This window comes from Burkholderia sp. Ed8, assembly GCF_040761425.1.
GTDB classification, from domain to species: Bacteria; Pseudomonadota; Gammaproteobacteria; order Burkholderiales; family Burkholderiaceae; genus Burkholderia; species Burkholderia seminalis.
Genome location: NZ_CP142885.1, coordinates 68,434 through 93,332, shown reverse-complemented (window position 1 = coordinate 93,332; position 24,899 = coordinate 68,434). Strand labels below are relative to the sequence as shown.

At 68.7% G+C, this 24,899-nt stretch carries 20 protein-coding genes; 11 read left to right on the top strand and 9 right to left on the bottom strand.

Features of this window, described 5'->3' with window-relative positions; all coding sequences use genetic code 11:
* Positions 1-213: 213 nt before the first annotated feature.
* Together VXM69_RS00410 and VXM69_RS00405 are read left to right on the top strand one after the other, a co-directional pair.
* Positions 214-1,404, top strand: a complete 1,191-nt coding sequence (locus VXM69_RS00410) for a M20 aminoacylase family protein (RefSeq protein ID WP_034187765.1) — start codon at positions 214-216, stop codon at positions 1,402-1,404.
* A 53-nt stretch (positions 1,405-1,457) separates the two neighbouring features.
* A complete protein-coding gene (locus tag VXM69_RS00405) occupies positions 1,458-2,789 on the top strand; it encodes an MFS transporter (RefSeq protein WP_034187766.1) in 1,332 nt (443 codons plus the stop codon).
* A gap of 34 nt (positions 2,790-2,823) precedes the next feature.
* Here the strand turns inward: VXM69_RS00405 and VXM69_RS00400 are convergent, their stop codons facing one another.
* Positions 2,824-3,744 (bottom strand): LysR family transcriptional regulator, encoded by a 921-nt coding sequence (locus tag VXM69_RS00400; RefSeq protein ID WP_034187767.1) that lies wholly within the window; start codon positions 3,742-3,744, stop codon positions 2,824-2,826.
* A 136-nt stretch (positions 3,745-3,880) separates the two neighbouring features.
* Between VXM69_RS00400 and VXM69_RS00395 the strand changes: the two genes are divergently transcribed.
* Positions 3,881-4,654 carry a transporter substrate-binding domain-containing protein gene (locus VXM69_RS00395; RefSeq protein ID WP_069707130.1) on the top strand — a complete coding sequence of 258 codons (774 nt, stop codon included), beginning with the start codon at positions 3,881-3,883 and terminating at the stop codon, positions 4,652-4,654.
* A 65-nt stretch (positions 4,655-4,719) separates the two neighbouring features.
* The gene (locus VXM69_RS00390) at positions 4,720-5,835 is read left to right on the top strand and encodes a succinylglutamate desuccinylase/aspartoacylase family protein (RefSeq protein ID WP_069707131.1); all 1,116 of its coding nucleotides are present in this window, start codon (positions 4,720-4,722) and stop codon (positions 5,833-5,835) included.
* 76 nt (positions 5,836-5,911) lie between these two features.
* Here VXM69_RS00390 and VXM69_RS00385 read toward each other — a convergent pair whose 3' ends face one another.
* On the bottom strand, positions 5,912-6,898 hold the full coding sequence (locus VXM69_RS00385) for a LysR family transcriptional regulator (protein ID WP_367188783.1): 987 nt from the start codon (positions 6,896-6,898) through the stop codon (positions 5,912-5,914).
* A gap of 151 nt (positions 6,899-7,049) precedes the next feature.
* Here VXM69_RS00385 and VXM69_RS00380 point away from each other — a divergent pair, with 151 nt between their 5' ends.
* Together VXM69_RS00380 and VXM69_RS00375 are read left to right on the top strand one after the other, a co-directional pair.
* Positions 7,050-8,369 carry an MFS transporter gene (locus VXM69_RS00380; RefSeq protein WP_367188782.1) on the top strand — a complete coding sequence of 440 codons (1,320 nt, stop codon included), beginning with the start codon at positions 7,050-7,052 and terminating at the stop codon, positions 8,367-8,369.
* A 101-nt stretch (positions 8,370-8,470) separates the two neighbouring features.
* Positions 8,471-9,982: a M81 family metallopeptidase gene (locus VXM69_RS00375; protein ID WP_367188781.1), complete on the top strand. Its 1,512-nt coding sequence runs from the start codon at positions 8,471-8,473 to the stop codon at positions 9,980-9,982.
* Positions 9,983-9,997: 15 nt separating this feature from the next.
* Here the strand turns inward: VXM69_RS00375 and VXM69_RS00370 are convergent, their stop codons facing one another.
* Entirely contained in the window at positions 9,998-10,786 is a 789-nt protein-coding gene (locus tag VXM69_RS00370; RefSeq protein ID WP_049028801.1) for an IclR family transcriptional regulator, read from the bottom strand.
* Between the two features lie 226 nt (positions 10,787-11,012).
* On the opposite strand from VXM69_RS00370, the gene pcaF reads away from it, so the two are divergent.
* On the top strand, positions 11,013-12,215 hold the full coding sequence (gene pcaF, locus VXM69_RS00365) for a 3-oxoadipyl-CoA thiolase (protein WP_367188780.1): 1,203 nt from the start codon (positions 11,013-11,015) through the stop codon (positions 12,213-12,215).
* A gap of 99 nt (positions 12,216-12,314) precedes the next feature.
* On the opposite strand, the gene VXM69_RS00360 is transcribed toward pcaF, so the two are convergent.
* The 3 genes from VXM69_RS00360 to VXM69_RS00350 form a co-directional block, all read right to left on the bottom strand.
* Positions 12,315-12,836: a DUF523 domain-containing protein gene (locus tag VXM69_RS00360; protein WP_367188779.1), complete on the bottom strand. Its 522-nt coding sequence runs from the start codon at positions 12,834-12,836 to the stop codon at positions 12,315-12,317.
* 82 nt (positions 12,837-12,918) lie between these two features.
* Positions 12,919-13,479 carry a GNAT family N-acetyltransferase gene (locus VXM69_RS00355; protein WP_367188778.1) on the bottom strand — a complete coding sequence of 187 codons (561 nt, stop codon included), beginning with the start codon at positions 13,477-13,479 and terminating at the stop codon, positions 12,919-12,921.
* Complete coding sequence (locus tag VXM69_RS00350) at positions 13,476-14,333, bottom strand: class I SAM-dependent methyltransferase (protein ID WP_367188777.1); 858 nt, start codon at positions 14,331-14,333, stop codon at positions 13,476-13,478. The genes VXM69_RS00355 and VXM69_RS00350 overlap by 4 nt, the downstream gene beginning before the upstream one ends.
* Before the next feature lie 311 nt (positions 14,334-14,644).
* On the opposite strand from VXM69_RS00350, the gene VXM69_RS00345 reads away from it, so the two are divergent.
* A complete protein-coding gene (locus VXM69_RS00345; protein WP_226254033.1) occupies positions 14,645-16,189 on the top strand; it encodes a PAS domain-containing methyl-accepting chemotaxis protein in 1,545 nt (514 codons plus the stop codon).
* Positions 16,190-16,599: 410 nt separating this feature from the next.
* Entirely contained in the window at positions 16,600-18,144 is a 1,545-nt protein-coding gene (locus VXM69_RS00340) for a PAS domain-containing methyl-accepting chemotaxis protein (protein ID WP_069706908.1), read from the top strand.
* Between the two features lie 114 nt (positions 18,145-18,258).
* Here VXM69_RS00340 and gabD read toward each other — a convergent pair whose 3' ends face one another.
* Positions 18,259-19,728: an NADP-dependent succinate-semialdehyde dehydrogenase gene (gene gabD, locus VXM69_RS00335; protein WP_124670358.1), complete on the bottom strand. Its 1,470-nt coding sequence runs from the start codon at positions 19,726-19,728 to the stop codon at positions 18,259-18,261.
* Between the two features lie 100 nt (positions 19,729-19,828).
* Complete coding sequence (locus VXM69_RS00330; RefSeq protein ID WP_049028866.1) at positions 19,829-21,118, bottom strand: 4-aminobutyrate--2-oxoglutarate transaminase; 1,290 nt, start codon at positions 21,116-21,118, stop codon at positions 19,829-19,831.
* 120 nt (positions 21,119-21,238) lie between these two features.
* On the opposite strand from VXM69_RS00330, the gene VXM69_RS00325 reads away from it, so the two are divergent.
* The gene (locus VXM69_RS00325; protein WP_034187780.1) at positions 21,239-22,747 is read left to right on the top strand and encodes a PLP-dependent aminotransferase family protein; all 1,509 of its coding nucleotides are present in this window, start codon (positions 21,239-21,241) and stop codon (positions 22,745-22,747) included.
* Positions 22,748-22,812: 65 nt separating this feature from the next.
* Here the strand turns inward: VXM69_RS00325 and VXM69_RS00320 are convergent, their stop codons facing one another.
* Positions 22,813-23,649: a DMT family transporter gene (locus VXM69_RS00320; RefSeq protein WP_034187781.1), complete on the bottom strand. Its 837-nt coding sequence runs from the start codon at positions 23,647-23,649 to the stop codon at positions 22,813-22,815.
* Between the two features lie 115 nt (positions 23,650-23,764).
* Here VXM69_RS00320 and selD point away from each other — a divergent pair, with 115 nt between their 5' ends.
* The gene (gene selD / locus VXM69_RS00315) at positions 23,765-24,829 is read left to right on the top strand and encodes a selenide, water dikinase SelD (RefSeq protein ID WP_367188776.1); all 1,065 of its coding nucleotides are present in this window, start codon (positions 23,765-23,767) and stop codon (positions 24,827-24,829) included.
* The last annotated feature ends 70 nt before the right edge of the window (positions 24,830-24,899 follow it).

Here is a 24,899-nt window from a genome sequence, read left to right as displayed (position 1 = left end):
CCGGCTGTTCGAAGCGTGCGGCATGGAGGTCGTGCCGGTGACGGGGGAGAGGACGGCCGGGCCCATGCCCGTATTAACCCTGATCAACAAATCTTATCGCGGTGAAAAATTCCGCATCTTATTGAATCGATATCGGCTCGATATAGTGGCTCGCTTTCCCGCACGCGGCCCCCGCATGCGGCTGACACGCTGACATCAGCAGGAGCCCTCTTGATGACCACCGATACCCGATTCACCGAAATCGAGGATCTGATGCCCGCCGCCGGCGGGCTGCGCGAGATCCGTCACCACATCCATCACCATCCCGAACTCGCGTACGAAGAGCACGACACGGCCGCGCTCGTCGCGGACAAGCTCGAGCAATGGGGCTGGCAGGTGACGCGCGGAGTCGGCAAGACGGGGGTGGTCGGCACGCTGCGCGTGGGCGACGGGACGCGCAGCATCGGCATTCGCGCCGACATGGATGCGCTGCCGATCGTCGAGGCGACCGGCCTGCCGTATGCGAGCGGCACGCACGGCAAGATGCACGCCTGCGGCCACGACGGCCACACGACGATGCTGCTCGGCGCCGCGCAGCATCTCGCGAAGACGCGCAACTTCTCGGGCACCGTGCACCTGTATTTCCAGCCGGCGGAAGAGCACGGCGTCGACAGCGGCGCGAAGAAGATGATCGACGACGGCCTGTTCGAGCGCTTCCCGTGCGACGCCGTGTTCGGCATGCACAACCATCCGGGCGCGGCGCCCGGCGTGTTCCTCACGCGGCGCGGCCCGTTCATGTCGGCCGGCGACAAGGCGATCATCACGATCGAGGGCGTCGGCGGCCACGCGGCGCGGCCGCACCTGACGGTCGACCCGGTGGTCGTCGCGGCGAGCATCGTGATGGCGCTGCAGACGATCGTCGCGCGCAACGTCGACCCTGCGCAGCCGGCGGTCGTCACGGTCGGCTCGATGCACGCCGGCACCGCGAACAACGTGATCCCGAACGGCGCGCGCCTCGAACTCAGCGTGCGCTCGTTCAGCCCCGACGTCCGCGCGCTGCTCAAGCGCCGCATCACCGAGCTGGCCGAAACGCAGGCCGCGAGCTACGGCGCGACGGCCAACGTCGAGTACATCGAAGGCTACCCGGTCGTCGTCAATACGGATGCCGAAACGGATTTCGCCGCGCAGGTCGCGCGCGAACTGGTCGGTGACGCGCAGGTGGTCGAGCAGACCGACCTGCTGATGGGCAGCGAGGATTTCGCGTTCATGCTGCAGCGGCGGCCGGGCTCGTTCGTGCGGCTCGGCAACGGCGAAGGCGAGGACGGCTGCATGGTGCACAACCCGAAGTACGACTTCAACGACCGGAACCTGCCGATCGGTGCGGCGTACTGGACGCGTCTCGTCGAGCGTTACCTCGGGCAGTGATCGCAGCGGCGCGCGGCCGGCGCTTCCGGCCGCATTGAGAAGAGGCGACAACGATGCAGAAAGACCATCTCGCGCTGCACCCCGCATCGGCGGGGACCGCCGAAACCGGCATGCCCGGCGCGCGTGCCGTCGCGCGGCGCGGCGCGATCGCCGCGGCCGTGATCGGCAACTGGCTGGAGTTCTTCGATTTCACCGTGTACGGCTTCTTCGCGGTGCTGATCGGCAAGCTGTTCTTCCCGTCGAGCGACTCGACCACGTCGCTGCTGCTGTCGGTCGCGACGTTCGCGGCCGGCTTCTTCACGCGGCCGCTCGGCAGCATCGTGCTCGGCATCCATGCGGACCGCAAGGGGCGCAAGGCGGCGCTGAACCTGACGATCATGCTGATGGCGCTCGGCACCGGCCTGATCGCGATCGCGCCGACCTATGCGCAGGTCGGCGTGGCCGCGCCGCTGCTCGTCGTGTTCGCGCGGCTGCTGCAGGGCTTCTCGCAGGGCGGCGAATTCGGCGCGGCGACCACGACGCTGCTCGAACACGGCGGCACGTCGCGCCGAGCGTTCCGCGCGAGCTGGCAGCTGGCGACGCAGGGCGGCGCCGCGCTGATGGGCTCGGGCTTCGCGGCGCTGCTGTCGAACACGATGACGAAGGACGCGCTGGAAAGCTGGGGCTGGCGGCTGCCGTTCCTCGTCGGCGTGCTGATCGCGCCGGTCGGCATGTACCTGCGCCGCCGGCTCGCGGACGACGCGCCCGGCGACCGTCATCACGGAATCGAGCGCGGCGTGCTGCACGCGCTGTTCTCGAAGCACGCGCGCACCGTGCTGCTGCTGATGCTCACGGTGATGGGCGGCACGGTGTCGACCTACATCCTGACGTTCTACATGCCGACCTACGCGATCCACACGCTCGGCCTGCCGATGAAGCTGTCGATGTTCGTCGGCGTCGCGTCGGGCTGCGTGATGCTGGTCACGTGCCCGCTGTTCGGCTGGCTGTCGGACCGGCTCGGCAGCCGGCGCCTGCCGATCTTCGTCGGCCGCGGCGTGCTGGTCGTGCTGCTGTTCCCGGCGTTCTGGCTGATGAACCATCACCCGACGCTGTCGGTGATCCTGCCGCTGACCGCGCTGATGCTGCTGTTCTATTCGCTTGGCTCGGCGTCGGAAATGGCCTTGATGTGCGAATCGCTGCCGCGCCACGTGCGCGCGACCGGCATCTCGATCGCGTATGCGCTCGCGGTGACGATCTTCGGCGGCACCGCGCAGCTGATCGCGACCTGGCTCGTGAAGACGACCGGCAGCAAGCTCGCGCCGGCCGGCTACGTGGCCGCGTGCGTGGTGCTGTCGCTGATCGCGGTCGCGATGCTGCGCGAGACGGCCGGGGAGTCGCTGGACTGACGCGCGACGCGGGCGGCGGGGCGGTGCCGCGCGCTTACCGCCCGCGCACCATCCTCAGGTACGACGCGAGCATCGCCGCGAGTTCCTGCGCGGCCGGCGTCAGCGGCACGGCCGCGCGCTGCAGCAGGCAGATGTCCTGCGCTTCGGCCTGCTCGCGCACGGGCACTTTCGCGAGCGCGCCGGCGAACGGCCCGTGCCGCGTGATCGCTTCGGTTTCGAGCGCGAGGGAGTCGGTCTGCGTGACGATCTGCAGCGTCTCGAACATCCCTTCGACGGTGGCGAGCACCTTCGGCGGCGGCTGGCCGTGCGCGTCGAAGTACGCGAGCAGGCGGTTCACGACCGGGTCGGCGCTCAGGTTCGGCGAGCGCGTGGACACCCACGGGTAGCCGGCCAGCTCGGCGAGCGATTGCGCGTGCATCGCCGGATGCCCGCGGCGGCAGACGACCACCGGCGCCGACGCACGCAGCGGCGTCACCGCGAGATCGGTCGTGTCGGTCTGCTTCGCGACCAGCGCGATCGCGAAATCGACCGCGCTTTCCCGCAACCAGCCGACCATCATCCGCGACGTGCCGGTGCGCAGGTGCACGTCGACCTTGTCGAAGCGCGCGCGAAACGCGCTCAGCACCGGCGCGAACGCGTCGATCAGCGGCTCGGTCGCGAGCCCGAGCGTGACGGTGCCTTCGTACGCGCCGCTCAACTGGCGGATTTCCCGTTCGACCTGTTCGCATTCACCGAGGATCGCGCCGGAGCGCGCGAGCAGGCGCTGGCCGACGGCCGTCGGCACGATGCCGCGATTGGTGCGCGTGAACAGCGTCGCGCCGAGCGTGGCCTCGAGGCTCTGCAGCTGTTGCGTGACGCCGCTTTGCGCGAGATCGAGCGCGCGTGCGGCGGCGCGCAGGCTGCCGTGCTCGACGACGGCCTGGAAGATGCGGAGCTGGGACAGCGTGAACGCCATGGATGCGCGCGAGGCCGGTGATCGGAAATACCGATCATGATAAGGCAGGCGATGGTTCCGGCGGCGGCCCGTGCCGCCTACGATCGCAGGCAGTCCGGCTGATGCCGCTTGTTTCTCTTCCTGCCCTCCGTCGACCATGAAACGTTTCCTCGTCCCGCTCGTTTCCCTGTGCGTCGGCCTGGCCGCCACGTCCGCGTCCGCGCTCGACGCGCACGTCGTGCGGCTCGGCATCGATCCGACCTATCCGCCGATGGATGCGAAGGCGCCCGACGGCAGCCTGAAGGGCTTCGACGTCGATCTCGGCAACGAGATCTGCCGCCGCGCGCAGTTGCGCTGCCGGTGGGTCGAACTCGAATTCTCCGGGATGATCCCGGCGCTGCAGGCGCGCAAGATCGACGCGATCCTGTCGTCGATGGCGATCACGGCGAAGCGCGAGAAACAGATCCTGTTCTCGTCGAAGCTGTTCCGCTTCAAGTCGCGGCTCGTCGCGCGGCCCGGCCTCGGGCTCGGCGGCACGGCCGCGTCGCTGGCGGGCAAGCGCGTCGGCGTGCAGTCGGGCACCCAGTTCGAATCGTGGGCGCTCGCGCACTGGGCGACGGCCGGCGTGAGCGTGGTGCCGTACAAGAGCCAGGACGACGTGTTCGCCGATCTCGGGAACGGCCGTCTCGACGCGGCGCTGCTCGGCACGGTGGAGGCCGACTACGGGTTCCTGCGCCAGCCGCGCGGCAAGGGCTTCGCGTTCGTCGGCGCGCCGCTCGACATGGGCGATCGCGGCGTCGGCATCGGCATGCGGCAAGCCGATACGGCGCTGAAGGCGTCGATCGACGGCGCGATCGCGTCGATGCTGAAGGACGGCACCTACGACCGGATCGCGAAGCAGTACTTCGATTTCAACCCGTACGGCGACTGAGCGCCGCGCAGGCCCGTTGCCACGATCCCTCCGATGCCCCCGTTTTCATCCGTTCGAGACCATCGATGCAGATTCGCACCACGCCGCTCCTGTCGCCGTCGATCGGCACGCAGCGCACGCTGACGAGCTTTCATTTCGGGCCGGCCGACACCGGCCGCAAGATCTACCTGCAGGCCGCGCTGCACGCGGACGAGACGCCCGCGATGCTCGCGGCGTTCGTGCTGAAGCAGCGCCTCGCGCAGCTCGATGCCGACGGCCGGCTCGCGGCCGAGATCGTGCTCGTGCCGGTGTCGAACCCGGTCGGCCTCAATCATCATCTGCTCGGGCAGTTCATCGGCCGGTTCGACCTGGCGAGCGGCCGCAACTTCAATCGCGGCTTCATGCCGCTCGCGGAGATCGCCGCGCAAGCGCGCGACCGCCTCGGCGACGACGGCGTGCGCAATCGCGCGATCGTGCGCGAATGCGTCGGCGCGGCGCTCGACGCCGTCGAACCGCGTACCGAATTCGACGCGTTGCAGCTTGCGCTGCTGAAGCTGTCGCACGACGCCGAGGTCGTGATCGACCTGCATTGTTCGCTCGAAGCGGTGATGCACGTGTACACGAGCGACACCGCATGGCCGGAGATCGAGCCGCTGGCGCGTTATCTCGGGGCGGAGGCGTCGCTGCTCGCCGAGGATTCGGGCGGACAGGCGTTCGACGATGCGCATCACCTGCTGTGGGCGCGGTTGCGCCAGCATCTGCCGGAAGGCACGCCGATGGCGGCCGGCACGGTGGCCGTGACGGTCGAGTGCCGCGGCCAGCGCGACGTGACGTACGAATACGCGCAACGCGATGCCGACGCGCTCGTCGACTATCTCGTCTGGCGCGGCGCGGTGCACGGCGAACGCACGCCGTTGCCGCCGCTGGCCGCGCCCGCCACGCCGCTCGCGGGCAGCGAGCAGTTCTACGCGCCGGTCAGCGGGATCCTCGTGCATCGTGCGGCGATCGGCGCGACGATCCGCGCGGGCGAGCCGCTGTTCGACATCGTCGATCCGCTGACCGATGCGATCACGACGATCTCGAGCGCGACCGACGGCGTGTTCTACATGCGGCGCGCGATCCGCTTCGTGACGGCCGGCGCGCCGCTCGGCCGCGTGACGGGCACGGTGCCGGTGCGCACGGGGATGCTGCTCGGCGCGTGAGCGCGGCGCCGGACGCGCGGCGGTTCGATCGCGGCCTGCGCCGGGCCGGCCGCGACGCGAGGGCCGGCGCGGCCGGTCACGGCTCGCCGCGATGCGCGGCGGCACGTTTGCCCGCCCGGCCGCGCGCGGTTGTCTTGCCGCTGCGCGCGCCCGCGTTCGAGAACATCTTCATCTCCTGCAGGATGCCGCGCAGCAACGTATCGGCCGCGACGCCGAGCGTCCGTCCCGCCTTGACCAGCAGCCGCGCGTTGGCCGCCTCGAGCAACGGATGCGCGACGGGCACGGCGACGAGCTCGCCTGCCGCCAGTTCCTGATACGCCGCGAAGGCGGCGAGCAGCGTGACGCCGTCGTTGCGCTTCACGAAGTGGCGCAGCACGGCGAGCGAGTTGGTGGTGAGCGTCGGGTGGAGGTGGATGTTCTCCGCGTAGGCAAGCATCTGCACGGCCTGTCCGAGACCGAACGCGGGCGGCATCAGCGCGAGCGGATACCTGGCGAGTTCGCGTACCGCGACGGGGCGGCCGCGCACGGCGAGCGGGTGCCCGGGATGGACGAGCGCCACCACCGGCTGCGACGCGGTGGCGACGTACTCGATGTCCGGATGCGCCGGCGGGTTGTAGGCCAGGCCGATATGCGCGCGGCTTTCGGCGACTTCCTGCAGCAACGTGCTGACCGGCAGGAGATCGACGGTGACGTCGAGCTTCGGGTAGCGCGCGCAGAAATCGGTGAGCACCTCGTCCATCAGGCAGTCGATATAGCCTTCGCTGGCCACGATGCGGATCTGGCCGTGCTGCAGCCCGCGAAGCGCCTGCAGGCGGTCTTCGAAGAGTTCCTGCTGGGAACGGCAGCCGCGCCAGTATTCGAGCAGGTGTGCGGCGGCCTCGGTCGGCTGCACGCCGCGCGGCTGGCGCTCGAACAGCGGGGCGCCGATTTCTTCCTCGAGCAGGCGGATCTGCCGCGTGATGACGGACGGCGACGTGTTGATGCTGTCGGCCGCGCCACGGATGGAACCGTGCGTCAGGACTTCGTGGAAATAGCGCAGGCGGCGCTGGTTCAGTTCGCGCATGGTGTCGGTCCGTGTGCCTTCGAAGTGTTGCTCGTTGAGCAACGATAACTCGCTTAGGTTGCTATTGCGCCGCTTTTTCGTCTCCTCGACGATTCGAACAGCGTTGAACATCGTTGCGGGATTCGAAGCAATAGGCCCTAAAGGAGAGCGCATGTCCGCCATTCCATCCCCTCAAGACCCGGTCGCGCCCGGCAGCCCGGCGCATCAGGCCCTCTACCGCAAGCTGAACTGGCGCCTGCTGCCGTTCCTGCTGCTCTGCTACACCTTCGCGTATCTCGATCGCGTGAATATCGGGTTCGCGAAGCTCGCGATGCAGAGCGACCTGGGTATCTCCGATGCGGTGTACGGGCTGGGCGCGGGCATCTTCTTTCTCGGCTACGTCCTGTTCGAGATCCCGAGCAACCTGCTGCTGCCGCGGATCGGCGCGCGCAAGACCATCAGCCGGATCATGGTGCTGTGGGGCCTGACCTCGGCCGGCATGATGTTCGTCCACGACGAGACCACGTTCTACGCGATGCGCTTCCTGCTCGGCGTGTTCGAGGCCGGCTTCGCGCCGGGAATGATCTTTTACCTGACGTACTGGTATGGCCAGCGCCGGATGGCCGGCGTGATGGCGGTCGTCATGCTCGCCGGCCCGATCGGCGGCGCGTTCGGCTCGCCGCTGTCGGCGTGGCTGATGACCGGGCTGTCCGGTGCCCACGGCCTGGCCGGCTGGCAGTGGATGTTCGTCGTCGAAGGCCTGCCGTGCGTGCTGTTCGGCGTGCTCGCGCTCAAGGTGCTGTCCGACCGGCCGGCCGATGCGAAATGGCTGACCGACGACGAGAAGCGGCTGCTCGCCGCCGAGCTGCACGCCACCGATGCGGGCCATCACTCGTTCGGGCAGGTGGTGCGCGATCCGCGCGTGTACCTGCTGGCGTTTGCGTACTTCACGATCATCTGCGGGATCTACGCGGTGAGTTTCTGGCTGCCGTCGATCATCAAGGCCGACGGCGTGACCGACACGATGCAGATCGGGCTGTACTCGATGATTCCGTACGTGTGCGCCGCGATCGCGATGGTCGTCATCGGCCGCCGGTCGGACCGTCGCGGCGAGCGCCGTTTCCACAGCGCGGTGCCGGCCTTGATCGGCGCGATCGCGCTGGCCGTGGCGACGACGGCCAACGGCAATCTCGCCGTCTCGCTGGTCGGCATGACGATCGCCACGTCGATGATCTGGGCCGCGTACACGGTGTTCTGGGCGATTCCGTCGCAATACCTGAAGGGCGACGCCGCGGCGGGCGGCATCGCGTTGATCAACACGATCGGCCTGATCGGCGGCTTCCTGAGCCCGACCATCATCGGTGCGATCCACTCGGCGACCGGCAGCATGGCCGCGGGACTGCTGGTCATGGTCGCACTGCTCGTCGCCGGTGCCGCGGTACTCGTGGCGAACCGGCTTCCCGCATCCCGCGACGCGCTGGCGACAGCCTGACGTCACGGGCCCGCGGGCATTCCAATATCCAGCGCGCCGTCGCCCGCCGGCCCTGACGGCGGGGTGCCGGCGCCTTGACGGCCTTTTCCGGAGACACATTTTTGAACACGCGCATCCTGATCGCCGGTTTCCAGCATGAAACCAATACGTTTGCACCATCGAAAGCCGCATACGCCAACTTTGAGCGGGGCGAAGGCTTCCCGGCCATGGTGCGCGGCGAGGACGTGCTCGCGCTGCGCGACGTCAATATTCCCGCCGGCGGCTTCATCGCCGCGGCCGAACGGCGTGGCTGGACCTTGCTGCCGGTCATCTGGGCGGGCGCGAGCCCGTCGGCCCATGTGACCGAGGACGCGTTCGAGCGCATTGCCGGAGAAATCGTCGCGGCGGTTCGCCGCGGAGGCTACGACGCGGTGTACCTCGACCTGCACGGCGCGATGGTCGCCGAGCATACCGACGACGGCGAAGGCACGTTGCTCGAGCGCGTGCGTGCGGCGGTCGGCCCGGACGTGCCGGTGGTCGCGTCGCTCGACCTGCATGCCAACGTCACCGCGCGGATGCTGCGCGAGGCCGATGCGCTGGTCGCCTTTCGTACCTATCCGCACGTCGACATGGCCGAGACCGGCGCGCGCGCGGCCGCGCTGCTCGAGCGCCTGTTCGACGCGCGGGCGGGCCGCCGCCCGCTGCATCGCGCCGCGCGCCGGCTGCCGTTCCTGATTCCGATCAATGGCATGTGCACGCTGCTCGAACCTGCGCGCGGCATGTACGCGCGGCTCGCGGCGCTGGAGACCGGGGCCGTGGCGTCGCTGTCGTTCGCGCCGGGCTTTCCGGCGGCCGATTTCCCCGAATGCGGCCCGGTCATCTGGGGCTACGGCGACGACGCCGCGTCGGCCGAGGCGGCCGTGCAGGCGCTCCACGACAAGATGCTGGCGGACGAAGCCGCGTGGCAAGTGCCGTTCCTGTTGCCCGACGATGCCGTGCGCGAGGCCATGCGGCTGTCCGAGGGGGCCGGCAAGCCGGTCGTCATCGCCGATACGCAGGACAATCCCGGCGCGGGCGGCGACTCGAACACGACGGGCATGCTGCGGGCGTTGCTGCGCAACGGCGCGAAAGATGCCGCGATCGGCTTGATCTGGGACCCGGCGGCCGCGGCCGCGGCCCACCGTGCCGGTGTCGGTGCGTTCATCGACGTGGCGCTCGGCGGCGTCTCCGGCGTGCCCGGCGACGCGCCGCACCACGCGCGTTTCGAGGTCGTGCACCTGTCCGACGGGGTATGCCGGTATGACGGCCCGATGATGAACGGCATGCGCGCGGATGTCGGCCCGGTCGCGTGCCTGCGGATCGACGGCGTGCTGATCGTGGTGAGCAGCGGCAAGGCGCAGATGCTCGACCGCAATCTCTATCGCGTGGGCGGGGTCGAGCCGGAATCGATGAAGATCCTCGTCAACAAGAGCTCGGTGCACTTCCGCGCCGATTTCCAGGGCATCGCCGAGGCGGTGCTGGTCGCCACGGCGCCTGGCCCGATGACGGCCGATCCGGCCGAGTTGCCGTGGACCCGGCTGACGCCGGGAATCCGCATGAAGCCGACGGGAAAGGCGTTCGCCGGCAACGGCTGACGCGCGGCCGGCCGCTCAGCCGCGCCGCGCGACCAGTTCCGATACCGTCTGCGCGGCCTGCTGCAGCGGCCCGAGAAACTCCTTCACCATCTGTTTCGCGGTGTGCCGCTGCGCGTTGCCGCTGATGTTCATCGCCGCGATGATCTGCCCGCGCCGGTTGCGGATCGGCGCGGACAGCGACATCAGGCCCACTTCGAGTTCCTGGTCGACCACGGCCCAGCCCTGCTGGCGCACCTGCGCGATCGTTGCCTTCAGTTCGCCGAGATCCGTGATCGTGCGCGGCGTATGCGCGCGGATGCTGCTCTGCGCGAGCGTTTCGTCGAGCGCGGCGTCGTCGAGCGCGGACAGCAGCACGCGGCCCATCGACGTGCAGTACGCGGGCAGCCGGCTGCCGATCGACAGGTTGATCGTCATGATCTTGTGCGTCGGCACGCGCAGCACGTAGACGATCTCGGTGCGGTCGAGCACCGCGGCCGAGCAGCTTTCGTGGATCTGCGCGGACAATTGCTCCATCACCGGATCGGCGAGATTCCAGAACGGCATCGACGTGAGGTACGCGAAGCCGAGCTCGAGGATTTTCGGCGTGAGCCGGAACAGCCGGCCGTCGGCCTCGACATAGCCGAGCGTCTGCAGCGTGAGCAGGATCCGGCGCGCGCCTGCACGCGTGAGCCCGGTGGCCGACGCGACTTCGGTGAGCGTCTGCTCGGGCCGGGCCGCGTCGAACGCGCGGATGACCGCGAGGCCGCGCGCGAACGACTGCACATAGGAGTCGCCGGGTTTCGTCTGGGTGTCTTCGGTTGTCATGAGCGCCTGGAATATCGTGCAGCCGAGAAGATAGCGCATGGGGCCTGACACGCCAACCGCGCGGCAGGCCGCGCGCTTGACAGGTCGTCCCCGCACTCCCTATGATGCGTTGAACGTTCGATACACGATCTTATGTTCGTATATAGAACATTTAAGCGCATCCCGGCGGGCAATGCAAGGGGCGCGCCCTGTTCATTTCCCAGCCTTCATGGGACCGGAGACACTGATGACCGAAGCTTTTCTGTGTGATGCGATCCGTACGCCGATCGGGCGTTACGGCGGTGCACTGTCCGGCGTGCGCGCCGACGATCTGGGCGCGGTGCCGCTCAAGGCGCTCGTCGAGCGCAACCGCGACGTCGACTGGACGGCGATCGACGACGTGATCTACGGCTGCGCGAACCAGGCCGGCGAGGACAACCGCAACGTCGCACGCATGTCCGCGCTGCTCGCGGGCCTGCCGCAGGGCGTGCCGGGTTCGACGATCAACCGCCTGTGCGGTTCCGGGATGGATGCGGTCGGCGTGGCCGCGCGCGCGATCAAGTCCGGCGAAGCCGCGCTGATGGTCGCGGGCGGCGTCGAGAGCATGACGCGCGCGCCGTTCGTGATGGGCAAGGCCGCGAGCGCATTCGCGCGCCAGGCCGACATCTTCGATACGACGATCGGCTGGCGTTTCGTCAATCCGCTGATGAAGCAGCTGCATGGCGTCGACTCGATGCCGGAAACGGCCGAGAACGTCGCGGTCGACTACCACGTCAGCCGCGCGGATCAGGACCTGTTCGCGCTGCGCAGCCAGCAGAAGGCCGCGCGTGCGCAGCAGGACGGCACGCTGGCCGAGGAGATCGTGTCGGTCACGATCCCGCAGAAGAAGGGCGATCCGGTGGTCGTGTCGCGCGACGAGCATCCGCGTGAAACGTCGCTCGACACGCTCGCGAAGCTGAAGGGCGTCGTGCGCCCGGACGGCTCGGTGACGGCCGGCAACGCGTCGGGCGTCAACGACGGCGCCGCCGCGCTGCTGCTCGCGAACGAGGAAACCGCGAAGCGCTTCGGCCTGACGCCGCGGGCACGCGTGCTGGGTATCGCGACGGCCGGGGTGGCGCCGCGCGTGATGGGCATCGGCCCGGCGCCGGCCACGCAGAAGCTGCTAGCGCGGCTCGGGATGACGATCGACCAGTTCGACGTGATCGAGCTGAACGAAGCCTTCGCGTCGCAGGGTCTCGCGGTGCTGCGCATGCTGGGCGTCGCCGACGACGATCCCCGCGTGAACCCGAACGGCGGCGCGATCGCGCTCGGCCACCCGCTCGGCGCGTCGGGCGCGCGTCTCGTGACGACCGCGATGTACCAGTTGCATCGCACGAACGGCCGCTTCGCGCTGTGCACGATGTGCATCGGCGTCGGCCAGGGCATCGCGATCGCGATCGAACGCGTCTGATCGGTATGACGCGGTGACGCGGCCGGCCATGCGCCGCGTCACTGTCGCTCCGCTTCGCAACGATGGGCGGCACGAGGAGGCTCGTGCCGCCCATCGTCGTTAACCGCGGAGCTGTTTGAGGCGCGCGTCGAGCGCGCCGATCTCGGTGTCCGCGAACACCTCGATGCCGTGCGCGCGCAGCAACGCCGCCGTGACGCCCGCGCCCGCATGCCGCCGGTGCGCGAAACGCCCGTCGTAAATGAACGTGCTGCCGCACGACGGACTGCCGTCGGCGAGGATCGCGAAACGGCAGTCGTGCGCCTGCGCGAGCGCCAGCGCGGTGCGCGCGCCGGATACGAAGGGCGCCGTCACGTCGGCGCCGTTCACGTCGACGATGCGTGCGGTACCCGACAGAACCTGCTGCCCCGATCCGCCTTCGGCGATTTCGGCGGGCGGGCGCGGCACGCCGAGGCCGCCCGCGAGTTCCGGGCAGACCGGCACGAGACGCCCCTCACGCTGCCACCGCGCGAGCGCTTCGTGCGCGGCGGTCTTCGCCGAGCCGTTGTAGCGGACCGGATGGCCGATCACGCACAGGCTGACGAGGATCTTCGGGGCGGCTGGCGGTGGCGGGTCGTGCTTCAATGTCGCGCTCCATGGCGGTTAATGGCGGCTGTTGGTCGCTTCGGCAGGGGGGAAATTCCCTGTGCCATCGCGCGTCGGATCATCAGGCCGCCGGTCCTTCCAGATGGAGGTCCTCGGGCTCGAGCGCGTAAAGCTCGGGGTCGGGCGACGGGCTGATCGTGAAGCCGAGCCGCAGGTAGAAGTCGATCGTGTTCCGCGACGGCGTGGCGGACACATACAGGCGGCGCGCGCCCATCGCGCGTGCCTGCCCCTGCGCCGTGCGGTAGAGCTGCTCGCCGAGCCCGCAACCGCGCCAGTCGTGGCTCACGTGCAGGAACTTCAGTTGCAGCATGTCGCGTTGCGGGCCGAGCGGCCGGCTGTCGACGATCACCGCCGCGACGAGCCGTACACCGTCGAACTTGCCGAGGAACCAGCCGCCGCGATCGTGGCAGTCGAGCAGGATCGGCGTGTAGTGGTCGGCTTCGCCGTCGGGCCAGCCGGCGACGTCGTGGAACTCGGGCACGAGGTGCAGCGTGCCGTCGCGCAGCACGTACAGGTGCTCGATGATCTCGCGCCGGTCGATGGTCCACACGAGCGGCACGTCGTCGCGTGCAAGGAGGCGGGCGGACAGCGCGTCGCGTTCGGCGGCGGTGCGGCGCGTCATGCGGCCACCCGGTGCGCGGCGATCGCGTACATCAGCGGCAGGCGCGGCATGCCGTCGGGCGGCACCATCCGGCGGCCAGCCCGCTCGCGCATGCCGTCGAAGCCCTTCCAGCCGTTCGCATACGGATATTCGTTCAGGCGGTCGATCGCGAGCCCGGCCGACACGAGCGCGTTCACCACGTCGCCGATGCCCCACATGAACTCGTAGCTCGGGTGCGGATTCGCGAAATCGACGATGCCCGGATGATCGTGCCGCGCGCCGAGCCCGGTGCCGGACACCGCGACGTAGTCGCCGACGCCTGCCGGCTCCTCGGTCGCGTCGCGCTGGAAGTAGTCGTAGTGCGGCTGCCAGTGTTCATCGAAAACCAGCGCGAACGGATGGAACTCGACCATCGCGAAGCGGCCGCCCGGCGCGAGCAGCGCGGCGATTCCGCGCGCCCAGACGGTGAGGTCCGACAGCCAGCAGATCGCGCCGTACGACGTGAACACGCGGTCGAAGCGCTCGCCGCGCGCGGCCGCTTCGGGCATCCAGTCGAGCACGTCGGCGCGCTCGAACCGCGCGGGCAGCCCCGCATCGGCCGACAGCTGCCGCGCGAAGCCGATCGCCTCGTCGGAGATGTCGACGCCGGTGGCATCCGCGCCTTCGCGCACGAGGCTCAATGTGTCCTGTCCCGCGTTGCATTGCAGGTGCAGGAGCCGCAGGCCGGCGAGATCGCCGAGCAGCTCTCGTTCTTCCGGAAACAGCGTCGTGCCGCCATCGCGGAAAAACGCGGCCTGATCGCCTTTATGGCTGTTATGGGCGACCGTCGCCGTATTCCAGGACAGCCGATTCAGTTCATGCAATGCCTTTTTCATCGAATTCGAATTCCGGTGGAATGGAGCAGGATAGGCCATATCGTTTCGCCGTGCGCAATGGATGCCCGCATTGGCACGCCGGGCGGTGCGTTGTGACCGGCGGACACGCGTGCGCGGCGATTATCGCCGGAATATTTGATCGAAATCATGGTAATGGCTGGATTGCATATTTTATGCGCGGCAGGATTAAGGTTTTCTGCCGAATTGCCGACAGCAAGGACGAGAACGTCGTAAAGCGATCAACCGTTTTTCGGCTACTGAGCGTGATTTCAGCGCGGCGCGGACAACCAATCCGCCTTTCGGAGCCTTGCATGCGCAACAACCAGCCCGTTACCCAACAGGAATTCGATTTTCCCGACGACGTCACGCTGATGTCGACGACCGATGCCGACAGCTACATCACGTACGCGAACACGACATTCGCGCAGGTGAGCGGCTATTCGAACGAGGAACTCGTCGGCCAGCCGCACAATGCCGTGCGCCACCCGGACATGCCGCGCGAGGCGTTCGCCGACATGTGGGCGACGCTCAAGCGCGGCGAGCCGTGGACCGCGCTCGTGAAGAACCGCCGCAAGAACGGCGATCACTACTGGGTGCGCGCGAACGCGATTCCGGTGATGCGCAACGGCCAGCCGCAGGGCTACATGTCGGTGCGCACGAAGGCGCCGAGCGACGAGACCGTGGCCGCCGACGCGCTGTATCGCGCGTTTCGCGAAGGCAAGGCCGGCCAGCGCCGCTTCCACAAGGGGCTCGTGATCCGTACCGGGCTGCTGCGCATCGCGTCGCTGCCGCAGACGATGTCGGTGCGCGCGCGCGTGCATGCGGCGCTGGGCGTGCTGGCGCCGGTCGTCGTCGGCACGGGCTGGGCCTGCGGGCTGACCGGCGGCGCGCTCGCGGCGTTCGCCGCGGTGACGGCCGGCGTGGCGGCCGCGGCCGGCTGGTGGCTCGACGCGCAGATCGTGCAACCGGTGAAGCGGTTGCACGAGCAGGCGCTGAACGTCGCGACCGGTGAAAGCCGGCGCGGCGTGCGGATGAACCGCGTCGACGAGATCGGCATGACGCTGCGCACGATCAATCAGCTCGGGCTGATGTTTCGCTGGCTCGTCGACGACGTCAGCGAGCAGGTGCACAACGTGCAGCGCGCGAGCAACGAGATCGCACAGGGCAACAACGACCTGAGCGCGCGCACCGAGCAGGCTGCGTCGAGCGTGCAGCAGACGGCCGCATCGATGGCCGAGATGACGGCGACCGTGTCGAGCAATGCGGAGACGGCCCTGCAGGCGAACCAGCTGTCGGTGTCGGCGAGCGACGCGGCCGAGCGCGGCGGGCAGGCGGTGAGCGAGGTCGTGACGACGATGAGCGAGATCACCGACAGCTCGCGCAAGATCGCCGACATCATCGGCGTGATCGACGGCATTGCATTCCAGACCAACATCCTCGCGCTGAACGCGGCGGTCGAGGCCGCGCGGGCCGGTGAACAGGGGCGCGGTTTCGCGGTGGTCGCGGGCGAGGTGCGCGCGCTCGCGCAGCGCAGCGCGAACGCGGCGAAGGAGATCAAGACGCTGATCGGCGCGAGCGTCGAGCGCGTGGAATCGGGCGCGCGGATCGTCGACGGCGCGGGCAAGACGATGGAGGATATCGTCACGCAGGTGAAGCGCGTGTCGGACCTGATCGCGGAGATCAGCTCGTCGACGGCCGAGCAGAGCACGGGCGTCGCGCAGGTCGACCAGGCGGTCGTGCATCTGGACAACATCACGCAGCAGAACGCGGCGCTCGTCGAGCAGAGCACGGCGGCATCGGAGAGCCTGAAGCAGCAGGCGACCCGGCTGGTGGATGCGGTGAACGTGTTCCGCTGATGGCCGCAAGCGTGCGCGACGGGCGGATTCGATCGAAGATTTCCGAATGTCGCGCACCCTGCGCATGGCTTTTTTGCTTCAATCGAAATTCGATAAACGAGAAATATTCGTATTCCGATTTTTCCGGCGGCGCATTAAATGGAATTGGCCGAATCGAAATCAATAATCAGACGAATACCCGTTAAACCGTTGTCCGGCAAGGCTTTTGTTTCATCCATAAACAAACGATTCGGCAAAAACAAGATGATGCAAATTTAATGAATATTTTCCCGAATACACCGTAATGTTTTCGTGGAATTTGCCGAAAGCGCAGGAGCACGGCTCACGCGCATGCGAATCGACAGCAATGCGCGCGGGTCTCGAATCAATCCACAAGCGGGCGCAAGATCCGCCATCCGGAGCTCCTCACCATGCGCAACAACCAGCCCGTCACGCAACGCGAATTCGATTTCCCCGATGACGCGACGCTGATGTCGACGACCGATGCCGACAGCTACATCACGTACGCCAACGCGGCATTCATCCAGGTCAGCGGATTTTCTCCCGACGAAATCGAACGTCAGCCGCACAACGTCGTGCGCCATCCGGACATGCCGAAGGAGGCGTTCGCCGACATGTGGGCGACGCTCAAGGGCGGCGAGCCGTGGACCGCGCTCGTGAAGAATCGCCGCAAGAACGGCGATCACTACTGGGTGCGCGCGAACGCGATTCCGGTGATGCGCAACGGCCAGCCGAAAGGCTATATGTCGGTGCGCACGAAGGCGACGCGCGACGAGATCGCGGCCGCCGAAGCGTTGTATCGCGATTTCCGCGAAGGCAAGGCCGGCAATCGCCGCTTCCACAAGGGGTTGATCGTCCGCACGGGTGTGATGCGCGTTGTTTCGCTGTTCCAGACGATGTCGGTGCGCGCGCGCGTGCATGCGGCGCTGGGCGTGCTGGCGCCGGCCGTCGTCGGCGCCGGCTGGGCCTGCGGGCTGACCGGCGGCGCGCTGGCGGCGTTTGCCGGCGCGGCGGTGGGCGTGACGGCGGTTGCCGGCTGGTGGCTCGATGCGCAGATCGTGCAGCCGCTTCGGCAATTGCGCGACGAGGCGCTGCGCGTCGCGACCGGCGAGAGCCGCAGCAGCGTGCGGATGAACCGCGTCGACGAGATCGGCATGACGCTGCGCACGATCAATCAGCTCGGGCTGATGTTCCGCTGGCTGGTCGACGACGTCAGCGAGCAGGTGCACAACGTGCAGCGCGCGAGCAACGAGATCGCGCAGGGCAACAACGACCTGAGCGCACGTACCGAACAGGCCTCGACGAGCGTGCAGCAGACGGCCGCGTCGATGGCCGAGATGACGGCGACGGTGTCGAGCAATGCGGAAACGGCGCTGCAGGCGAACCAGTTGTCGGTGTCGGCGAGCGATGCGGCCGAGCGCGGCGGGCAGGCGGTGAGCGAGGTCGTGACGACGATGAACGACATCACCGCCAGTTCGCGCAAGATCGCCGACATCATCGGCGTGATCGACGGCATCGCGTTCCAGACCAATATCCTCGCGCTGAACGCCGCGGTCGAGGCCGCGCGCGCGGGCGACCAGGGACGCGGTTTCGCGGTGGTGGCGGGCGAGGTGCGCGCACTCGCGCAGCGCAGCGCGAACGCGGCGAAGGAGATCAAGGCGCTGATCGGCGCGAGCGTCGAGCGCGTGGAATCGGGCGCGCGGATCGTCGACGGCGCGGGCAAGACGATGGAGGACATCGTCACGCAGGTGAAGCGCGTGTCGGACCTGATCGCGGAGATCAGCTCGTCGACGGCCGAGCAGAGCACGGGCGTCGCGCAGGTCGACCAGGCGGTCGTGCATCTGGACAACATCACGCAGCAGAACGCGGCGCTCGTCGAGCAGAGTGCGGCGGCGTCGGAGAGCCTGAAGCAGCAGGCGGCGCGGCTCGTGGAAGCGGTGAACGTGTTTCGTTGATCGCGGCAGGGAAGGTGACGCGGGCGCGGCGGAGAGGGGCGCCGGCCCGCGTCGGACCGCCCGGTTCCGGCCGGGCGGTCAGGGCCTGTCGCCGAAGCGGCAGGCCTCGAGCCGTCAGACGGCGAGGCAGAGGTACTTGATCACGACGTAGTCGTCGATGCCGTAGTGCGAGCCTTCGCGGCCGAGGCCCGACTGCTTGACGCCGCCGAACGGCGCGACTTCGTTCGAGATCAGGCCCGTGTTCACGCCGACCATCCCGTATTCGAGCGCTTCCGCCACCTTCCACACGCGGCCGATGTCGCGGCTGTAGAAGTAGGCGGCCAGGCCGAACTCGGTATCGTTCGCGAGGCCGATCACTTCCTCGTCGCTGCTGAACTTGAACAGCGGCGCGAGCGGCCCGAACGTCTCTTCCTTCGCGACCTTCATCGCCGGCGTGACGCCCGTCAGCACGGTCGGCTCGAAGAAGCCGTGGCCGAGCGCGTGGCGCTTGCCGCCCGTCACGACGGTCGCACCCTTCGCGAGCGCGTCCTCGATGTGCGCCTCGACCTTCAGCACGGCCGCCTCGTTGATCAGCGGGCCCTGCGTGACGCCCGGCTCGGTGCCGCGGCCGACCTTCAGCTGGCCGACGGCGGCCGCGAGCTTCTGCGCGAACGAGTCGTACACGGCTTCATGCACGTAGAAGCGGTTCGTGCACACGCAGGTCTGGCCGCTGTTGCGGTACTTCGATGCGATCGCGCCCTGCACGGCCGCATCGAGGTCGGCGTCGTCGAACACGATGAACGGCGCGTTGCCGCCCAGCTCCAGCGACACCTTCTTGACCGTCGCCGCGCATTGCGACATCAGCAGGCGGCCGACCGGCGTCGAGCCCGTGAACGACAGCTTGCGCACGATCGGGTTCGACGTCATTTCGCCGCCGATCGCCTTCGGGTCGCCCGTGACGACGCTGAACACGCCGGCCGGCACGCCCGCGCGTTCGGCCAGCACGGCCATCGCGAGTGCGGAGAACGGCGTGGCCTCGGCCGGCTTCACGACGATCGGGCAGCCGGCCGCGAGCGCCGGGCCGACCTTGCGCGTGATCATCGCCGCCGGGAAGTTCCACGGCGTGATCGCCGCGCACACGCCGATCGCTTCCTTCGTCACGACGATGCGCTTGTCGCTCGCCGGCGTCGGGATCGTGTCGCCGTACACGCGCTTGCCCTCTTCCGCGAACCACTCGAGGAACGACGCCGCGTAGCCGATCTCGCCCTTCGCCTCGGCCAGCGACTTGCCCTGCTCGGTCGTGAGGATCAGCGCGAGGTCGTCGGCGTTTTCGATCATCAGGTCGTGCCACTTGCGCAGGATGACCGCGCGTTCCTTCGCGGTCTTCTTGCGCCACGCCGGCCATGCGGCGTTCGCGGCGTCGATCGCGTGACGCGTCTCGGCCGTGCCCATCGCCGGCACGGTGCCGAGCAGGCCGCCCGTCGCCGGGTTGCGGACATCGAACGTCTCGCCGTTCGTTGCGCCTTGCCATTCGCCGTTGACGTACGCCTGCTGGCGGAACAGCGACGGATCTTTCAGTGCCAGGGTTTCCTGAACGGTGCTCATATGAATCGCCTGCTTTGAAAAGGACGGATAAGGACGGATGAAAACGGCCGCCGCCGTCTTCACGACGGCGGCGGCCCATTCAGTTGAAGTGGGCGGGCACTCAGGCCGGCACGCCGACCGTTTCCTTCAGCACTTCCTCGAGGATCGCGAGCGCTTCGTCGAACACGGGCTGCGTGATCGTCAGCGGGAACAGGAAACGCACGACGTTCGAGTACACGCCGCACACGAGCAGCAGCAGGCCGCGCTCGAGCGCGCGCGTCTGCACGCGCTTCGTGAATTCGGCATCCGGCTCGCCCGAGCCCGGCTTCAGGAACTCGACCGCGATCATCGCGCCCGGGCCGCGCACGTCGGCGATCTGCGGCACGTCGGCCTGCAGCGAGGTCAGCTTCGCCTTCAGCACGTCGCCGAGCTGCGTCGCGCGTTCGCACAGCTTTTCCTCGTCGATGATCTCGAGCACCGCGTGCGCCGAGGCGACGGCCAGCGGGTTGCCCGCGTACGTGCCGCCGAGGCCGCCGGGCGCTGCCGCGTCCATCACGTCCGCACGGCCGACGACGCCCGACAGCGGCATGCCGCCCGCGAGGCTCTTCGCCATCGTGATCAGGTCGGCCAGCACGTCGTAGTGCTGCATCGCGAACAGTTTGCCGGTGCGTGCGAAGCCCGTCTGGACTTCGTCGGCGATCAGCAGGATGCCGTGTTCGTTACAGATCTTGCGCAGCGCGCGCACGAATTCGGCCGGTGCCGGGTTGAAGCCGCCTTCGCCCTGGACCGGTTCGAAGATGATCGCGGCGACGCGCTTCGGATCGATGTCGGCCTTGAACAGCATCTCGATCGCCTTGATCGAGTCGGCGGTCGTCACGCCGTGCAGCGCGTTCGGGTACGGCGCGTGGAACACGTCGCCCGGGAACGGGCCGAAGTTCAGCTTGTACGGGGCGACCTTGCCGGTCAGCGCCATGCCCATCATCGTGCGGCCGTGGAAGCCGCCCGAGAACGCGATGACGCCCGGGCGGCCGGTCGCGGCCCGCGCGATCTTGATCGCGTTCTCGACGGCTTCGGCGCCGGTCGTGAAGAATGCGGTCTTCTTCGGGAAGTCGCCCGGCGCGCGGTCGTTGATCTTCTCGGCCAGCTCGACGTACGACGCGTACGGGACGATCTGGTAAGCGGTGTGCGTGAAGCTGTTCAGTTGATCCGAGATCGCCTTGACGATCTTCGGGTGGCGGTGGCCCGTGTTCAGCACCGCGATGCCGGCGGCGAAATCGATGAAGCGACGGCCTTCGACATCCCACAGTTCCGCGTTCTCGGCGCGGGCTGCGTAGAAATCGCACATCACGCCGACGCCGCGCGGGGTGGCGGCGTTCTTGCGGGCCTGCAGATCGGCATTCTTCACGGTCATCTCCTTGATGTTCTTTCCGGTGAGTAGAAATTCGGGCGCCTTGGCAGCCCATGGAGGCGACTATAATCACATTTGGCTCTGGCAATCAGAGCCATTTCAATAAATATTCAGGAGCCAATCATGCGCGCGAGCGTGTTGTCGGACTGGCTGGCGCAGCGCCTCGTGCGCGGCGGCGCACAGCCGATCTACCGGCAGCTTCACCGGCTGCTGCAACAGGCGATCCTGTCGCGCGAACTGCCGGCCGGCACGCGCGTGCCGTCGTCGCGGCTGCTGGCCGCCGAACTCGGCATCGCCCGCAACACGGTCACGCAGGTTTACGAACAGCTGGCGCTCGAAGGCTATGTGAATTCGGCGACCGGCCGAGGCACCTTCGTCGCCGACAGCGCGCCGGACGAGATCGTCGGCGTGCCGCCCGACGCGGCGGCCGGGCCCGCCGTCGTGATGCCGTCCGCGCGGCGGCTGTCCGCGCGCGGCACGCGGCTTGTCGAAGGCGCCGGCGTGTCGAAGCGCCAGGGCGGCGCGTTCATGCCGGGCGTGCCCGATGTGTCGCGATTTCCGGCGCGCGTGTGGACGCGGCTGCACAACAAGTACTGGCGGCGCCTGCGCCCCGACCTGCTGACGTACGCACCGGGCGGCGGGCTCGCGCTGCTGCGCGAGGCGCTGGCCGACTACCTGCGCACGTCGCGCTCGGTGCGCTGCACGCCCGAGCAGATCGTGATCACGACCGGCATCCACCAGTCGATCGACCTCGCGGTGCGGTTGCTGACCGATCCGGGCGACGCGATCTGGACCGAGGACCCGTGCTACTGGGGCGTGCGCAGCGTGCTGAACGTGTCGGGGCTGACCACGCGGCCGATTCCGGTCGACGACGAAGGCATCGCGCCGTCGGCCGCCGATCTCGCCGCGCCGCCGAAGCTGATGCTCGTCACGCCGTCGCACCAGTATCCGCTCGGCATGGTGATGAGCCTCGCGCGGCGGCGGATGCTGCTCGAATACGCGCGCCAGCACGGCTGCTGGATCATCGAGGACGACTACGACAGCGAATTCCGCTACGGCAGCCGGCCGCTCGCGTCGCTGCAGGGGCTCGACACGGCCGGGCAGGTGATCTACGTCGGCAGTTTCGGCAAGACGCTGTTCCCGGGGCTGCGGGTCGGGTATCTCGTCGCGCCGGAACCGCTCGCGGAAAGTTTCGCGACCGCGAGCGCCGAGCTGTACCGCGAAGGGCAACTGCTGCAGCAGGCGGTGCTCGCGGAATTCATCGCGGAAGGGCACTTCGTGTCGCATATCCGCAAGATGCGCACGCTGTACGGGCAGCGCCGCGAGGTGCTGCTCGAGGCGGTCGCGCGCCGCTACGGCGATACGCTGCAGGCGCTCGGCAGCGACGCGGGGCTGCATCTGGTCACGCAACTGCCGGAAGGGGTCGACGATCGCGCGGTCGCGCAGGCCGCGCTCGAACGCAATATCGTCGTGCGGCCGCTGTCCGGTTACTACGCGGATCGCGAGCGCGCCGCGTCGGGGTTGCTGCTCGGTTATGCGTGCGTGCCGGAAGACGAGATCGCGACCGCGTTCGCGACGCTCGCCGAGGCGATCGACGAGCGGGCCTTCGGCAGGGCCGTCGCGGTGGCTTGACGGCGCGGCAGCGGCATCGTCGCGGGGCGGCGCCGGTGGTCGGTGCGAGGCCGGCGCGGGCGCGCCTACAGCCGGATCAGCGCCGCGCCGGCCACCACCAGCGCGCACGCGGCGAGCCGTTGCGCGCCGGGCCGCTCGCGCATCACGAACCAGCCGATGGCGACCGCGAAGATCGAGCTCGTTTCGCGCAGCGCGGACACGGTCGCGACCGGCAGGTGCCGGTACGCGAGGATCACGATCCCGTATGCGGCGAGCGAGATCGTGCCGGCAATCGCGCCCTGCGTGAGTGCCGTGCGCGACGCGAGCACCGCGCGCGGGCCGCCGCGCAGCACGCCGACGAGCACGAGCTGCGGCACGCTCCACAGCAGGTACACCCACGCGATGTAGCCGAGCGCGCTGCCGGACAGGCGCGAGCCGATCCCGTCGCAGATCGAGTACGCGGCGATGAACACGCCCGTGAGCAGCGCATACGGCACGCCTTCGCCGGAGAACCGGAAGCCGCGCCGCAACGCGAGCGACATGATCCCGAACGACACCAGCGCGATGCCCGCGAAGCCGAACGGCGTCGGCCGCTCGTGCAGCATCGCGAGCGCCAGCACCGACACGAGCAGCGGCGAGATACCGCGCGCGATCGGATAGATCTGGCCGAATTCGCCGCTGCGGTACGCGCGCGCGAGCGTGAAGCAGTACGCGACCTCGAGCGCGGCCGACGCGACGATGTACGGCCACGCGGCGGGCGCCGGCGCCGGCAGCAGCGCGGCGCCGGCGATGCCGAACGCGAGATACGGCAGCGACATCGTGCCGAGCTGCACGAGCCGGTCTTCGCTGACGTGGAGGAACGCATTCCAGATGGCGTGCAGCAGCGCGGAGCACAGCACGAGGCCGATGAACAGGTGATCCATGAACGAAGGTGCGGGCGGCGGCGGGCGGGGGACGGCGCCGTCAATTATGTGGGTATCCGGCGCGCTCGCGCGGAATTGTCGATAATAGAACGTTGTTATTCACCGGATGCCGACGATGACCGAAGCCACCCAAGCCCAGCCTGCCGTTCCGCGCCTCACGAGCCTGTCGCACGGGGGCGGCTGCGGCTGCAAGATCGCGCCGGGCGTGCTGTCCGAACTGCTGAAGCGCGCGACGCCGCCCGCGCTGTTCCCGGACCTGCTGGTCGGCACCGAGACGTCCGACGACGCGGCCGTCTACCGGCTCAACGACGAGCAGGCGATCGTCGCGACCACCGATTTCTTCATGCCGATCGTCGACGATCCGTTCGACTTCGGCCGCATCGCGGCGACCAATGCGCTGTCCGACGTGTATGCGATGGGCGGCAAGCCGATCCTCGCGCTCGCGCTGGTCGGCATGCCGATCAACGTGCTGCCGCATGAAACGATCGCGGCCGTGCTGCGCGGCGGCGAATCGGTGTGCGCGGACGCCGGCATTCCGGTCGCGGGCGGCCATTCGATCGATTCGGTCGAGCCGATCTACGGGCTCGCGGCGATCGGCGTCGTGCACCCGTCGCGCGTGAAGCGCAATGCGGCCGCGCGCGCCGGCGACGTGCTCGTGCTCGGCAAGCCGCTCGGCGTCGGCGTGCTGTCGGCCGCGCTGAAGAAGAACCAGCTCGATGCCGACGGTTACGCGCAGATGGTCGCGACGACCACCAAGCTGAACCGGCCGGGCACGGAGCTGGCCGCGCTGCCGGGCGTGCACGCGCTGACCGACGTCACGGGCTTCGGGCTGCTCGGCCATACGCTCGAGCTGGCGCGCGGCGCGCAGCTGACCGCGCGCGTGCACTATGCGTTGCTGCCGTGGCTCGCCGGCGTCGAGGCGTTCGTGGCCGACGGCGTGTTCACCGGCGCGTCGGGCCGCAACTGGGCCGCGTACGGCACCGACGCGCGGCTCGCCGACGGCCTGCCGCCGGTCGCGCAGGCGCTGCTGACCGATCCGCAGACGTCGGGCGGCCTGCTCGTCGCGTGCGCGCCCGACGCGGTCGACGACGTGCTCGCGTGCTTCCGTGCCGACGGTTTCGACCGCGCGGCCGTGATCGGCGAGATGGTGGACGGGCCCGCGCGCGTCGACGTCGCCTGACGCGGATTTTCCGCGCGGGTTCTTTATGCAGTCGCCGGAATCAATGCCTTCCCTCGAAGGCATCGACGAT